Consider the following 13,398-nt stretch of genomic DNA (forward strand, 5'->3'; position numbering starts at 1 on the left):
TTAATTATTTAAATTAACTAACTGAGCGTATAACTTTTCTGTAGGGAGCCCTACAACATTGGTATAAGAGCCATCTATCCGTTCAATACCTATTAACCCTATCCGCTCCTGTATGCCGTACGAACCGGCTTTATCAAGCGGGTTATACTCGGCCACGTAACTTCTTATCTCCTGATCGCTTAGTTTGCGAAAAAACACTTCAGAAACATCAAAAAAGCTATTGTACCTGTGCTTATATAATAAGCAAACTCCTGTAATAACTTGGTGTACCTTGCCTGATAAGGTTTGCAGCATTTCAACAGCGTGATCAGCCGTTTCGGGTTTGCCTAATATCTGTCCATCAATACAAACAATAGTATCGGCCGTAAGCACTACCTCATCAGTTATTGATTCGTCAAACGCTTCGGCTTTTTTCCTGGCGATGTATACGGCTACCTCCCTGGGTGTTAAACCGGCGGGATATGACTCATCAACTTCTTTTAAAACAACTTCAAAATCCATATCCATCAGCCTCAGCAGGTCCTGCCGCCTGGGCGATTTTGATGCAAGAATGATTTTAGGGATCATAGGCGTTTTTAATGATTAAAGATAGGGGATGAAAGCCAAAAAACTTAAAAATTCAATTTGATTACCAGCTGTAAGCCTGTTCGCTCATCCACTTGTCCTGAACTTTAAGTACCTTTTCAATAATATCACGGGCGCAGCCCCTGCCACCGCCATAAGGCGAAACATAGGCACTTACCGCCTTTATTTCTTCAACGGCATCGGCTGGGCAAACAGGCAATCCGGCCAGTTTCATAACCTCCAGATCGGGAATATCATCGCCCATGTACAACACATTGGTGGCTATAATGGCTTTTTCTTCCAGATATATTTTAAAGCGCTGGGATTTGGTGTGCGTGCCCATATAAACGTCCTGTACACCCAAGCTGTTTAAACGGTATATGGCGCTTTTTGAACGGCTGCCCGATATAGCGCATACATTATATCCGCACTTAACCGCAAGCTGCAGGGCATACCCGTCTTTGATGTTGAAGGCACGGCTTTGCTCGCCGGTATCGGTTACAAAAACCGAACCGTCGGTCAGTACGCCATCCACATCAAAAATAAGTGTGGTTATATCTTTTAATTTATGTAAAAATGATTCCATTTTTATGGATTACAGCAAGTGTTTGATGATTTAAACAAATTTTGAGCACTTAATTTTAATTAATGAATTAAGCTTTAAAACTCACCAATTTGAAATTATTGATTATCGCGCCACTCATAAACCCAGGCCGACTGGATCTGCTCCAGGTGACCTTCGTTTGATTCGGCCCTTGTGCCTACAAAGTTTGGTAATGAAAGTACCCACTCCAGCAACTCAGTAAAACGGATGCGGTATATTTTTGATTCGTCAAAATCGTTACCAAACTTTTCATAAAGTTCAATAGCAATATCTTCGTAATCGTTCCAGTGAATTGGTAAGGCAAATTTATTCTCGCTCATCTTTAATTAGGTTGTAGCTTTACGTTATACGTGTTATGTTATGCGTTGTACGTATTATATTTATGTTAACCGTTAATGTCCCAAAAATTGCGACTGATCGGGCAGTGTAACTTCTATATCGCCGTCTAAGATCACACACTGGCATCCAAGGCGCGAATTTATACGTGGGTTTACGGCCCTGTCAATAAAATCTTCTTCTTTATCAGATATTTCCTGAATGTTGTCCATTCCTTTGTTTACATACACATGGCAGGTGCTGCATCCGCAAACTCCCCCGCAGTTATGCTGCAGTTCGATGCCATTTTCCAGGCATACATCTAATACAGATTCTCCTTCGGCAATAGGCAGTTCAATAGTTTCATGCCCCTTTTCCTCGAAATTTATCTTTACTTTAAAAACGTTCATTTAGGCAAAAGTAACAAAATTACTCATCCTCATGCCCTACATTATTGTTTTTGATAATACCCTGACTTAATAAGGAATATATCTCCTGCAAATAGGGCTGATGGCCAAGCATTTGCAGATGAGTATCCATAGTAACACGGTCGTTGCGCACAGCCGGGCCTGTTTGCACCGCCGCCGGGGGTTGCTCCTGCACTTTTTGGGCGGTTTCCAATATCAGCGGCTTTAGCATATCAAATTTCATTTGGTGCTCTGCCAGCAGTTGCTGCGCTACGGTATACAAGTAATTAGGGAAATTACAGGCAAACACGGCCGCCAGATGCAGTATCTTGCGGTCGGCCGAGTTAATGCTGTAAACATTTTTGCTGATGGTATAAGCAAGCTGCTCCAGTTGGTTTTTTATGTCATCGTTTGCCCCTTCAATGCATAAGGGCACAGCGGCAAAATCAACCTCCCTGCTTTTGCTGAAAGTTTGCAGCGGGTACAAAACGCCTGCCTTATCTGTAAAAGCTAATAAACTATTCAAATCTGTTGAGCCCGATGTATGTACTATCAGCTTTTGGTGTTTGGCCAGTGCTTTAACCAGTTCAATGATGGCGTCGTCTTTAACCGAAACAATAAAGAGGTCGGTATCAGGTATAATAGCATGCAGCTCATTGGTGGCCTGCGCGCCAACATGATAAGCCAGCATGGAGGCATGTTGAAAATCGGGACTATAAACCTGCACTATGCGATGGCCTGCGTTTTTCAATGCGGCTGCCATATGTGTAGCCACATTGCCAGAGCCGATAAAAGTTATGAGCATGTTATTTTTTAAATTAAAATATTCATTGAATAAGCGTAGTTTAAATATTTCTGTATTTTAGGGCACCATCATCTAATACACTATGAAAATACTTAAAGTAAGCATAATAATTATAATATTTCTGGTGGGGGCATCTGCCTTAATATTATATGGTTTTTATGAGTATAATAATAAAGAGGAAAAAACCTTAACCAATGCCGACCGCAAAAACGTTGATGGCAGCTTTATTAAATTAAGCAAGGGTATAACCCATTACCAGCTTGACGGCCCGGCAAACGGCGAAGTGGTAATACTGGTTCACGGCTTTAGCGTTCCGTACTATATATGGGATGGCACCTACGAGTTCCTGGTAAAAAAAGGATATCAAGTACTCCGTTATGATATGTATGGACGAGGCTACTCAGACCGGCCCGACGTTGCGTATGACAAAGAACTATACAACACCCAGTTACTGGAACTAATAAGCAACCTTAAGCTGCAAGGCCATGTAAATTTAGCAGGTATTTCCTTCGGAGGCAAAGTTATAACTAATTTTGCCTGCCAGCACCCCGATCTGGTGAATAAGGTTATACTTATTGACCCGGCGTACGAAAGCGAAAAACCTGTTGCGCCAAAATGTTTTACCCTGTACAACGAAGCTGTTAACTCCAACGAGCGTGCAAAAGGACAGGTTGATGATTTTCTGTATCCTAAAGATCATCCACAATGGGAAAACCGTTACCTGCCTCAAATGCGTTTTAAAGGGTTTAGGAATGCCCTGGTATCAACCCTGTATGATTACGATCAAAACGGAAAACAAAGCAACATTTGCCTTAATGCCGCCAACAAACCTGTACTATTAATTTGGGGTAAAAAAGACAGAACAGTGCCCTTCCGTTTCAGCGATTCTATACGCAGTGTATTAAAGGTTGATTTTTTTCCGGTTGCTGATGCCGCGCACCTTCCATCCATCGAAAAACCCGATATGGTCAATAATAAGATATTATCGTTTTTGAAGGAAGGGTAAAATGAACCATCCCCTCTGACAATGAACACATAAAGCCATACGGCGCAAATAGATGTCGTAGAGCCATAGGCATATTCGCTCTGTACAGCCATTGCTTCGCACCTCGCAGCAATGAAGGGTTGGGAAATTGTTGCTTTTATAACGATAAGGTAACAGCCCAGCGGCAATTGAACATTCTGCGATAGGTTTACTCGCTCTGTACAGCATAGAGATTATTAATGTTGTTTTATTTTTATCGGGATTAATGAGCTCTCTACGGTCGGTCGTCTTTTACCTCGAAAGTGTGCGTAAAATGAACCGGCAAACCATCCTTTTTCCCGTCAGCAGAACAGCTTCGGGTGAAAGCAGGCAGAACATGTTAGACTGTGCGGTTGGAAGGGCATTAGCAATTTTGCCTGAAGCGCGGGGTAATGCGCGAACGCGGTAGGGGCAAAATTTAGCAGCCCGTGGTTCTGCCTGGTTTGCAGGGCAAAGGCCGTGTGCGGCGAAGAAGCCTCTCTGCTGACTTGATTTTTGGTTACTTTGTATCAAGACAAAGTAACAGCCTTAGCGGCAATTGAGCGCTCTGCGATAAGTATATTTGCTCTGTATTGCATAGAGATTGCTTCGTTCCTCGCAATGACGCGTTGGGAAATTGATGCTTTTATGACGAGGTAACAGCCCGGCTGAAATCGAGCGCTCTACGATAGGCTGGTTCGCTCTGTATAGCATGCGGTTGCCGCGCTATCGCTCGCAATGACATGTGAAGATGATACTTTTATGGCGACGGGGGAATAACAAACCCTGGAATATTCCGTTCAGGTGATTAAGCCGCCTATATAGCTTGCTTCTCGGCCCAGTCAATCTCTTCTGGTAAATTGCCCCTGCTAAACTCAATATGTACCACTCTTCTCTTTTTATTATTAGTAGTTCGGTTTGACGCATGGAGCAATAGCGGCCGCATGATCATTATACCGCCTGATCTAACCGTGCAAATAGTTTCAGTTTCCACACTCCAGTTAATGGTTTCCGGACGATAAACTCCTTTGAGGTGCGAACCGGGAATTACCTTAAGCGCTCCATTATTTTCGCCGGCGTCGTCAAGATGAATGCGAACGGTAAAATTATCCTGTAAAACAGCAAGCGGGGGCTGTACGCCATATTGGTTCTGCTTAACCGTCCAGGGACCATAACCCGCTATTTCGGTTTTATTATTAACCGCAATGGTCAGATCCTGATGCCAGGCAACAAACCAGTTGGAAAGTTCGGGCTTATCAAAGTAAATGGATTTTACAGTAAAATAATTATTACCAAACAAGGCATTAACGAGCGTTTTCAAATTGCTGTTAAAAATTAAAGGAAGTGCCGCCGGTACTTCCTTTAAAAATTGCCTAATGGCAAACAGATCATCGGTTTTGCGAAATGCCGGGTTTGATTGGTCGGCTGCTTCTATAACGGTTAAGATACTGTTAACCTCGGCATCTGTGTAAACATCATTGACAATGGCAAAACCATCATTTAAAATATGTTCATGATGCCCGGCTAAATAATTATCCATCTAACAATAACTAAACCGCTTCAGTTTTTTGTACGTGTGTACACGTTAAACCGTTTTCAACTCTTTATTACGGCGCAAAATGGACAAGAAAAACCCGATTACCATAATGATGGTTCCTGCCCAGAAGAAATTGATATAAGGAAACTGAATAGCCTTCATTACAATAAATTTCTTTTTGCTTTCCGGTTGCTGGTAAACCATGATCTCTACCTTTTTATTTTCAGGTATCACTTTGCTGAAACGCAGTTTTAAACCGGCATCCTCAACCTTGCGGGCAAAATCAAAAACGTTGCCGTTCTTTATCATGTATACGGGTTCAGCTGTATATTTTTTTCCGTGCGACACGATCTCGAGGTTAGCGCCAATGGCCACATCACTGTCGGTGATCGGAATGTTTTGCACTTTGGCTTCTTTATTAAGGCTTTTGATCAAAATATAGCCGTCGCGGTACCTGATGGTGTCGCCGGGCGCAACCTCATGACTTACCGGAGCATCATAGTTTTTGTCGTCATTTGCTTCGTTATGAGCGCCTGCGCTATTTTCGTCGCTGCCATCGGCAAGCGGGGCCGGATAAAACATGGTGATATGCGTATACATATCATGAAACAAATAATGCTTGGTATCAGGCGATGCCGACATTTGGCCGCGACTGATCAACGCCTTGGGCTTCAATACAAATTCATTCTCAACTTTACCATCTGCTCCTATCTTCTTATAGTCAACTTTAAAGAAATGATTAGGCGACGAAATAGAATCGCCTGTATAGGTTACCATATAGTCGCCCATTTTTACAGGCTCATTTTGGTATACCAATATATTTTCACGCGGGTTCTGTTCCTTGGCAAATTCAGGCGAAAAACCTTCGCCGGTGTTATTTATAGAGATCACGTTGCTGGTGCCGGCAGCTATCAATGCCCCAACCATCAGCAAACCAAAACCGATATGCGCCACTGCCGAGCCTGCCAGTTTAAATTTACCTTTAAGCGCGTCGGCCAGTACTTTGCCATTCGCAATAACGGAGTATACTGAACCGCACATTACCAGCATGAATATAAAGTTCAGCTTATAAATGCCGGTGCCATAAACCACCAGGGCGGTAACCAAAACAGCAAAAACCAGGTATATGCCCGTAGTAATAAAAAAACGGGTAACATCAGTTTTCTTGTATTTTAAAAACTGGGTAAAGCCGGTAAGTATGGTAACCACAAAGGCAAATGACGATTGTATAACATTGTAATGCCTTACAGTAGGCGGAGCTATCTTGGAGCCAAACATGGCATTCCAAACCGGTACTGATGTAACCACCAGCAGGTGGAAACAGGAAAGGCCTAAAAATACCGAGCCAACAAACATCCAAAACTCACGCGAATAGGTTTCTTCGTCTTTTTTTGTAATTGGCAGCTCTTTCCACCTGTTTACCAGAAGCACAGCGGAAAGCGCCAGGAATATCAAAACACCCGTAACCAGCTGCCAAAACATCCCGTTATCAGTAAAAGAGTGTACCGAGGTATCGCCCAGGATACCGCTGCGCGACAGGAATGACGAGTACCATACCAGAACAAATGTTATCAGCACCAAAAAGGTAGCCGTAAAATAGGAATGACCTGTATTTTTATATACAACCAGTACATGCAGGGCCGCTACCATCGTTATCCATGGAAAAATTGATGCGTTCTCTACCGGATCCCAAGCCCAGAAACCACCAAAGTTAAGCGACTCATATGCCCAAAACGCACCCATGATTACGCCGGTACCCAATATCATACTGGCAAATAAGGAGTAAGATATGGCAGGAACCACCCACTCTTTATACCGTTTTTGCCAAAGGCCGGCCACAGCGTAAGCAAATGGTACCACCATAGATGCAAAACCCAGGAACAGGGTTGGCGGGTGAATAACCATCCAATAGTTTTGAAGGGATGGGTTCATGCCCTGTCCGTCTTTTATAAACGACAGGTAATCGGGGTTTTGGAAAATGGGGCCTTCCAGCGCGTTTCTTAACAACAGGAACGGCGAGCTGCCAATCCTGGTACCAAAAATTTCGACACCCAGCACCATGGTTCCTAAAACCACCTGCGACAAAGCCACAACCGTCATTACCGGGCGTTCCCATGATTTGGCGCGCCATATTAATATATTGCCCAAAACAGCCTGCCAAAAGGTCCAAAGCAAAAAGCCCCCCTCCTGTCCGTTCCAAAAGCCCGATACAATGTAGTACACCGGCAATGAACGCGAGGTATAGGCCCAGGCATAATGATACTCAAAATAGTGATTGTATATTACATAAAACAGGCATACGCCTATCCCTAATATGGAAATCGAATTAACAAAAAAGCCAATACGACCCAGGCGCTGCCAGCTGCTGTTTAGCTTGCCCGCATCGTCGGTGGTGGCAAAATAATAACTAAGGAATGATAAAAGGGCTGCACCAAAAGAAAGTATGATAAAAAACTGACCTATATGCCCGGGTAAAAGGTGTTCACCTTTATAAACTGTATCCATCAAAAATGATCTATATGCTGGCTTGCTTAGCCTTTACTTCTGTAACTTCTAACTTGTCCTGGGTATATTTTGAAGGGCATTTCATCAGTATTTTTGAGGCGTGAAACTCATTGCCAACCATGGTGCCGGTAAGCACCAGTTGCTCCGACCGTTCAAAATCTTCAGGTTTGGTACCTGTAAAAATAACCTTGCGCTCCTCGCCTTTATTATCTTTCATGTAAAATGAAAAGTAATTGGCATCCTTGGTAGCATCATAAAACAATTCTTTTGATTTGTTCAGATGACCAACAACATGCAGCTCGCTTTTGGTTTTCAGGGCATCGTTAAAACTACCGTATGTGCTTGAGTTGGAGTAAACACTAATGATAACCGCTATAGCTATCGCTATAACAACAAGACCAAAAATTGCACTTTTCTTCATTTTGCGGCTTATATATTATAAAATAGAATGCAAAAATACAAAACCTTGAGCTAATAATGTTTATTACAAGGGATATGTGTTATTTAGAATTATTCTTAATAGTTTTTTTTTGCGTAAAGACTTTTAGGACAAAGGACTTTTGGAAGTGACCTCGGATATTATTAGTAAATTCACTTAAGCTATTTTGATCATGAGCAATGAAAAGATAATCAGACCGGAGTGGATTCCTTCGGCGTACAAGGACGAAGGCGATGATGACCAGAAACTTACAAAAAGCGAAAGGGACAACAGTGTTCCATCTGAAGGCAAGCGATTGGAAAAGGGCGCTTATAAACGCCGGATAGCGCTGGTGAAGCGGCACAGGTAATATATAATAACATTGGTTATAGTAAAGACGCGTCACATGTCTCTCCCGGATTATCTGATTCGCCGGATATAGTGACCTGATCTATTTACCGCTAACAAAAAGCGGCGGATTCTTTGAATCTGCCGCTTTTAAAACAGTTGTCATTGCCAGCGATAGCGCGGCAATCTATTTACGGCCAAACACCTAAATTCTGGTATGATACGGCTATTTTATTAATAGCGCCTACCATTGCGGCGCTGCGTAAGGTGTCAATTTTAGGGTTGTTCTTGAAGATCTCCCTAATCTCGTGGTACGAGCGGATCATGGTATCTTCCAGTCCGGAGTTTACCAGTTCAAGTTCTGATGCGCCTTTTATAATGGTTGAGCGCTGTACAGAAGTTAAGGCAACTCCCGTGATTCCTTCAACCATATTAACCAGGTTAAGGTTTGAGTTTTCTTCAAACCTGCGGTTCATACGGCCAAATGCCACATGGCTCAGGTTTTTCAGCCATTCAAAATACGATACCGTAACACCACCTGCATTGGCATACATATCCGGAATGATGATACCGCCATTTGCGTAGAATATAGCCTCGGCCTCGGGCGAGGTTGGACCATTGGCTCCTTCGGCAATAATTTTGGCTTGTATATTCCTGATATTATACTCGGTTATCTGATTTTCTAAAGCCGCGGGTACCAGGATATCGCATGGCTGCTCCAGGCCTTCCATGGTATTTTTAAATTCATGCAGGGCACCGGCATAACCCAAAATAGAACCGGTTGCTTTACGGTGTTGAAAAACTGCTTCAACATCAAGGCCATCTTCATTATAGATAGCCCCCTCAAACTCGCAAAGACCAACAATGATGGCGCCAAATTCGGCCAGGAACTTTGCCGAATAATAACCTACATTTCCCAGGCCCTGTACAATTACCCGCTTGCCGGCTAAGCCAGGCAATAAACCAATTTCCTGCATATCCTCGCCAACGCTTACACACTCGCGAATGGCAATGGCCACACCGCGCCCGGTAGCCTCGCGCCGGCCCGCAATACCATGCAGGGCAATAGGTTTACCTGTTACAGCTCCCATGGCATCCAGCTGACCGGGGTTCATGGTGGCATAAGTATCGGCAATCCAGCTCATTTCACGCTCACCAGATCCATAATCAGGTGCAGGCACGTCAATACTTGGGCCTATAAAATTTTTCTTGATCAACTCAACGGTGTAGCGGCGGGTAATGTTTTCCAGCTCGCCAACGGTGTAATTTTTTGGATTGATTTTTATACCGCCTTTGGCTCCGCCAAACGGTACGTTAACAATGGCGCACTTGTAGGTCATTAAAGCAGCGAGTGCCATCACTTCATCCTCGTTCACCATTTCGCTGTAGCGTATACCGCCCTTGGTTGGCGATTGGTGGTGCGAGTGTTCTACCCGCCACGCGTCAATCACCTCAAAGCTATTCCCTTTGCGGATGGGGAAGCGGAAACGGTAAACGCTGTTACATGATTTTATCTGGTCTAATAAACCGGCGTCATGTTTAGTGAATTGAGCGGCGTAATCAAAGTTTTTGCATACGTCGCCAAAGAAATGGGTATCCTGGTCAGCAACTAAATTATTCGTAATCATGGTTGTTATATAAATATTAAACTCTTAAAAAAGCACACAAATTTGGTACATTTTTTATCAATATCGTAATATTTTATAGTTAGTGTTTCAGATACACCTTACAACAATGGTACAAAAACCATCTTTAAACAAGATAGATAAATTTTTTAGACTATTTTTCCTTTTCGATTTTTTTTAATCTTTTATCGATCGAGAATAAATAAAAAGCCAATCCGGCAAAAATTATAACAATAGTAGCCACCACAACATATATTTTGCCCGAGCTGCGCAAAACGTCGGCCATTTCAACAGATTGTGTTTGCTGGGCAAAAGCAGTTACAAAACTGAGTACCAGTAATAGCAAAACCGTAAACTTCTTCATTAATTTTCGTTCTTTTTATATTCAATTAAACGGATGCGGTAACGTACCGAAGCTATCCAGATGGCCATAAAGCTCCAGGCTATAAAAGCGGGATACAACACCATACGCATCCGGTTATCAAGGTCAAGCTTGCCAAAGGCAGGATTACCGCCGTTGCCCGGGTGTAAGGAGTCGGTCATCCGGGGCAATACCATGATCAGCACAATCATTACCGGAAAGGCAAATATGTTATAAATAGCAGATATTTTTGCCCGTTTTTGTTCCTCATCAATGGAGTTGCGCAACACCGAATAGGCACAATACAGCAGGAACGCTATAGCCGCGCTGTTTTGTTTGGGGTCGTTGCTCCAGAACTCGCCCCAGGTGTATTTGGCCCACAGCATACCGGTTATTAACCCTAATACAAAGAAGAAAATGCCGGTATTGGCACACTCTACCGCTATGAGGTCATACTCCTCCTTACCTGTATTTAAATATTTAATGCTGTAGATAACCGATATGGTAAAAACAGTGAACATGGCAATCCACATGGGTACGTGGAAATAAGTATTTCTGATCGTTTCGTGAACTATAGGCAGATGCGGCACATCAAGCAACATCCCCGCTATCAGCGTGTAAAAAACAACAATTACCGCTAATACCTTCCACCAGGTTTGATAAATAAATTTCATATTGATTGATGGGCAAATGTAGCAATTTATTAATTCATTGGTTCAATGGTTCATTTGTATTAGTTAAATGATTTATAGGTTGGAAATGACGGACCAGCATACACTGAAAATGTGATCGACAGCTACCAACGTAAAACCGAACTAATGAACCCTAATCTCCCGGCTCATAATCAACCGGCAGCAGGTCGGCAAGCTTGGCCTTTGACCACGTACCCTCATAAAGCGGGCTTGGGTTTGATATTACTATGCCATTCATATCAAACAGGATATAGCTATTGGACAGGCTTACAATGCTGGTTTCAAAATTGCCCATATCAAGCGGGCGGTAAACATCCTTAAACTCCGTTGTTTCTTCTTTTTTGGTATATACCACATATAAATAATGCGGAAAAACAACAGCGTAGATACCCGCTTGCGGCGTTTTTCGTAATATCTCGAACGACTGATAAGGCAAGCGTACCAGATTTTCGCGGTTCCATTTGGTGAGGTTGGCCATCTTGTACCAATTGATCAGCGAATCGCGGTTTGGTGTAATATCCCTGAACCGCTTGATCTTTTGCTGAATCAAGGCTTCTTCAGGCCTTTCATGATTAAGATAGCGTGTAAAATCATGCGCTTCAAAACCCTCTTCCTTTAATTTGTCCTTGTATAACGATCTGTAAAAATGCTGCGGCGAACCATAGTACGCTTTCTCGCGCTGTATTTTCCATATCTTTTTTTGCTCGGCCGATCCCGGAAGCTCTTCAAAAAGCGCTTTGCCTGCATATTGAATAGTATGCTCAATACCATCACTTAAAAAGTTTTTGAGTAAAAATTTGGTGCGGTAGCCAAGCGCTCGGTTCTCCACCACCAAAAACTCATCGCCCGATGCTTCCAGCTGTTGCTTGTTACGGTGATAAATAAGATTCAGGATATGCGGGTTTACAACCTTACAAAGTTTGGAGTTTTCTGTAGTGCCAATAAAATCGCGCCTGAACAATTCGTAGTTCTTTTTCCAGTCGGCCGCGCTGCTGATCACCACTTCGCGCAGCATCAATACCTTTTGAGTTAGCTCAATATTCAGCTTTAAAGGCTCGTGGCCTACCTGTATGGTTTGCGAGTAATCTTCATAGCCTACCGTGGTAACAACCAGTTCATACTGCCCGGGTTTAACACCAGCAAGGGTAAATGAGCCATCGTCGGCAGTTACGGTACCGTAAGTGGCATTGCTTAAAAATACGCTTGCCCTGGTTACCGGGCTTTTACCATTGGCATTTACTACTGTACCTGTTATGGTAGCATTTTGAGCCAGTGTAACAAACGGGCATAAAGCAAAAATTAAAATGATCCAGTAATGCCGCATCAATCAGGAAAATACTACAATTTTTTTCAAGATACTAAAAAACGCATTTTTTATGAACGCTTGATGAATTGCGAAAGTATTTATTTATTGCGATAACATTTTTACAAATTTGAAATAGATACTTCCAACATCGAATTACAAGGAATCTGGAGGTATGCTTAAAACGTTTAGCATTCAAAATCAATCGCGCCACAAAAAAGGGAAAAGCAAGAGCGAAGTAGTGATTACAATAACATTTATTGCGCATAAAACGCCAATGTTGCCCAAGCTCAGGCCCCTGTCTATCCCGTCCATGGCGTTTTTACTCAGGCGGATAAGCACCAGTATAACCGGTATAATAACCGGAAAGCTTAATATGGCCATCAGCGTGCCATTGTTGCCTGCTTTTGAGGCGATGGCCGATATCATGGTGAACACCGTTGAAAAACTCAGGCTGCCCAACAGTACCGTTAAAAAATAAAATAGCGGGTCGCCCAGTGTATTGGTGAAGAATATCATGTACACCGTAATAGCCAACACACTTAATAACGACATTAGCAGGATGTTATAAATGGTTTTTGACAGGATAATAGCCTGTGGACTTGCTATGGAATAGTAATAAAGCAAACGGCTCTTGCTTTCCTGCATAAAGCTTTTGGCAATGGCGTTAACCGATGCAAACAGCATAATTATCCAAAACAATACGTTCCATACTACGGGGTAACCGCTGCTGCCCGTAAAACCCGGGGTTAAGTTAAATGATATGTAACAAACAAATACGGTTGATACCACATATAACAAAACACCATTAAAAGCATACTTTGACCGCCACTCCAGTAAAATTTCTTTTTTAAACAAGTGCCAGGTTTCATTAACGAGCTTCATACCGGCAAAGGTAATAATTAGTTTAT

The 13,398-nt window shown here is 42.8% G+C and carries 15 protein-coding genes; 2 read left to right on the forward strand and 13 right to left on the reverse strand.

From position 1 onward, the window contains the following. The 5 genes from J2W55_RS21820 to J2W55_RS21840 form a co-directional block, all read right to left on the reverse strand. Complete coding sequence (locus J2W55_RS21820; protein WP_310101120.1) at nt 1–567, reverse strand: Maf family protein; 567 nt, start codon at nt 565–567, stop codon at nt 1–3. A 61-nt stretch (nt 568–628) separates the two neighbouring features. Beyond that, nucleotides 629–1,150, reverse strand: coding sequence for a KdsC family phosphatase (locus J2W55_RS21825; protein WP_310101123.1), 522 nt, complete (start codon nt 1,148–1,150; stop codon nt 629–631). A 95-nt stretch (nt 1,151–1,245) separates the two neighbouring features. Then, nucleotides 1,246–1,488, reverse strand: coding sequence for a Fe-S cluster assembly protein IscX (gene iscX / locus J2W55_RS21830; RefSeq protein ID WP_310101125.1), 243 nt, complete (start codon nt 1,486–1,488; stop codon nt 1,246–1,248). A 72-nt stretch (nt 1,489–1,560) separates the two neighbouring features. Next, entirely contained in the window at nt 1,561–1,893 is a 333-nt protein-coding gene (locus tag J2W55_RS21835; RefSeq protein ID WP_310101127.1) for a 2Fe-2S iron-sulfur cluster-binding protein, read from the reverse strand. Nucleotides 1,894–1,912: 19 nt separating this feature from the next. After that, nucleotides 1,913–2,695 carry a Rossmann-like and DUF2520 domain-containing protein gene (locus J2W55_RS21840; protein ID WP_310101130.1) on the reverse strand — a complete coding sequence of 261 codons (783 nt, stop codon included), beginning with the start codon at nt 2,693–2,695 and terminating at the stop codon, nt 1,913–1,915. An 82-nt stretch (nt 2,696–2,777) separates the two neighbouring features. Between J2W55_RS21840 and J2W55_RS21845 the strand changes: the two genes are divergently transcribed. Next, nucleotides 2,778–3,701 carry an alpha/beta fold hydrolase gene (locus tag J2W55_RS21845; protein WP_310101132.1) on the forward strand — a complete coding sequence of 308 codons (924 nt, stop codon included), beginning with the start codon at nt 2,778–2,780 and terminating at the stop codon, nt 3,699–3,701. 814 nt (nt 3,702–4,515) lie between these two features. On the opposite strand, the gene J2W55_RS21850 is transcribed toward J2W55_RS21845, so the two are convergent. From J2W55_RS21850 to J2W55_RS21860, 3 genes are read right to left on the reverse strand one after another with little or no spacing between them, the layout of a single operon-like run. Continuing rightward, nucleotides 4,516–5,238, reverse strand: a complete 723-nt coding sequence (locus J2W55_RS21850; RefSeq protein ID WP_310101135.1) for a phytanoyl-CoA dioxygenase family protein — start codon at nt 5,236–5,238, stop codon at nt 4,516–4,518. A 45-nt stretch (nt 5,239–5,283) separates the two neighbouring features. Then, on the reverse strand, nt 5,284–7,740 hold the full coding sequence (gene ccsA, locus J2W55_RS21855; RefSeq protein ID WP_310101138.1) for a cytochrome c biogenesis protein CcsA: 2,457 nt from the start codon (nt 7,738–7,740) through the stop codon (nt 5,284–5,286). Nucleotides 7,741–7,750: 10 nt separating this feature from the next. Continuing rightward, complete coding sequence (locus J2W55_RS21860) at nt 7,751–8,161, reverse strand: cytochrome c maturation protein CcmE domain-containing protein (RefSeq protein ID WP_310101140.1); 411 nt, start codon at nt 8,159–8,161, stop codon at nt 7,751–7,753. Between the two features lie 190 nt (nt 8,162–8,351). Between J2W55_RS21860 and J2W55_RS21865 the strand changes: the two genes are divergently transcribed. Further along, on the forward strand, nt 8,352–8,528 hold the full coding sequence (locus J2W55_RS21865; RefSeq protein WP_310101142.1) for a hypothetical protein: 177 nt from the start codon (nt 8,352–8,354) through the stop codon (nt 8,526–8,528). Nucleotides 8,529–8,697: 169 nt separating this feature from the next. On the opposite strand, the gene J2W55_RS21870 is transcribed toward J2W55_RS21865, so the two are convergent. The 5 genes from J2W55_RS21870 to J2W55_RS21890 all read right to left on the reverse strand — a co-directional run bounded on the left by J2W55_RS21870 (nt 8,698) and on the right by J2W55_RS21890 (nt 13,372). Beyond that, a complete protein-coding gene (locus J2W55_RS21870) occupies nt 8,698–10,134 on the reverse strand; it encodes a Glu/Leu/Phe/Val family dehydrogenase (RefSeq protein WP_310101145.1) in 1,437 nt (478 codons plus the stop codon). Between the two features lie 151 nt (nt 10,135–10,285). Next, complete coding sequence (locus J2W55_RS21875) at nt 10,286–10,495, reverse strand: CcmD family protein (RefSeq protein ID WP_310101148.1); 210 nt, start codon at nt 10,493–10,495, stop codon at nt 10,286–10,288. Beyond that, nucleotides 10,495–11,166, reverse strand: coding sequence for a cytochrome c biogenesis protein CcsA (gene ccsA / locus J2W55_RS21880; protein WP_374726378.1), 672 nt, complete (start codon nt 11,164–11,166; stop codon nt 10,495–10,497). Before ccsA (J2W55_RS21880) ends, J2W55_RS21875 begins: the two co-directional genes overlap by 1 nt. Before the next feature lie 151 nt (nt 11,167–11,317). After that, complete coding sequence (locus tag J2W55_RS21885; protein WP_310101151.1) at nt 11,318–12,508, reverse strand: carboxypeptidase-like regulatory domain-containing protein; 1,191 nt, start codon at nt 12,506–12,508, stop codon at nt 11,318–11,320. A 180-nt stretch (nt 12,509–12,688) separates the two neighbouring features. Next, the gene (locus tag J2W55_RS21890) at nt 12,689–13,372 is read right to left on the reverse strand and encodes a heme exporter protein CcmB (RefSeq protein WP_310101154.1); all 684 of its coding nucleotides are present in this window, start codon (nt 13,370–13,372) and stop codon (nt 12,689–12,691) included. Nucleotides 13,373–13,398: the final 26 nt, after the last annotated feature.

Source organism: Mucilaginibacter pocheonensis (assembly GCF_031456535.1).
Taxonomy (GTDB): Bacteria; Bacteroidota; Bacteroidia; order Sphingobacteriales; family Sphingobacteriaceae; genus Mucilaginibacter; species Mucilaginibacter pocheonensis.

Bases quoted from the DNA above. Each gene is read 5' to 3' on its own strand.
- J2W55_RS21820 (WP_310101120.1), bottom strand. From the start codon at position 567: ATGATCCCTAAAATCATTCTTGCATCAAAATCGCCCAGGCGGCAGGAC.
- J2W55_RS21825 (WP_310101123.1), bottom strand. From the start codon at position 1,150: ATGGAATCATTTTTACATAAATTAAAAGATATAACCACACTTATTTTT.
- iscX (WP_310101125.1), bottom strand. From the start codon at position 1,488: ATGAGCGAGAATAAATTTGCCTTACCAATTCACTGGAACGATTACGAA.
- J2W55_RS21835 (WP_310101127.1), bottom strand. From the start codon at position 1,893: ATGAACGTTTTTAAAGTAAAGATAAATTTCGAGGAAAAGGGGCATGAA.
- J2W55_RS21840 (WP_310101130.1), bottom strand. From the start codon at position 2,695: ATGCTCATAACTTTTATCGGCTCTGGCAATGTGGCTACACATATGGCA.
- J2W55_RS21845 (WP_310101132.1), top strand. From the start codon at position 2,778: ATGAAAATACTTAAAGTAAGCATAATAATTATAATATTTCTGGTGGGG.
- J2W55_RS21850 (WP_310101135.1), bottom strand. From the start codon at position 5,238: ATGGATAATTATTTAGCCGGGCATCATGAACATATTTTAAATGATGGT.
- ccsA (WP_310101138.1), bottom strand. From the start codon at position 7,740: ATGGATACAGTTTATAAAGGTGAACACCTTTTACCCGGGCATATAGGT.
- J2W55_RS21860 (WP_310101140.1), bottom strand. From the start codon at position 8,161: ATGAAGAAAAGTGCAATTTTTGGTCTTGTTGTTATAGCGATAGCTATA.
- J2W55_RS21865 (WP_310101142.1), top strand. From the start codon at position 8,352: ATGAGCAATGAAAAGATAATCAGACCGGAGTGGATTCCTTCGGCGTAC.
- J2W55_RS21870 (WP_310101145.1), bottom strand. From the start codon at position 10,134: ATGATTACGAATAATTTAGTTGCTGACCAGGATACCCATTTCTTTGGC.
- J2W55_RS21875 (WP_310101148.1), bottom strand. From the start codon at position 10,495: ATGAAGAAGTTTACGGTTTTGCTATTACTGGTACTCAGTTTTGTAACT.
- ccsA (WP_374726378.1), bottom strand. From the start codon at position 11,166: ATGAAATTTATTTATCAAACCTGGTGGAAGGTATTAGCGGTAATTGTT.
- J2W55_RS21885 (WP_310101151.1), bottom strand. From the start codon at position 12,508: ATGCGGCATTACTGGATCATTTTAATTTTTGCTTTATGCCCGTTTGTT.
- J2W55_RS21890 (WP_310101154.1), bottom strand. From the start codon at position 13,372: ATGAAGCTCGTTAATGAAACCTGGCACTTGTTTAAAAAAGAAATTTTA.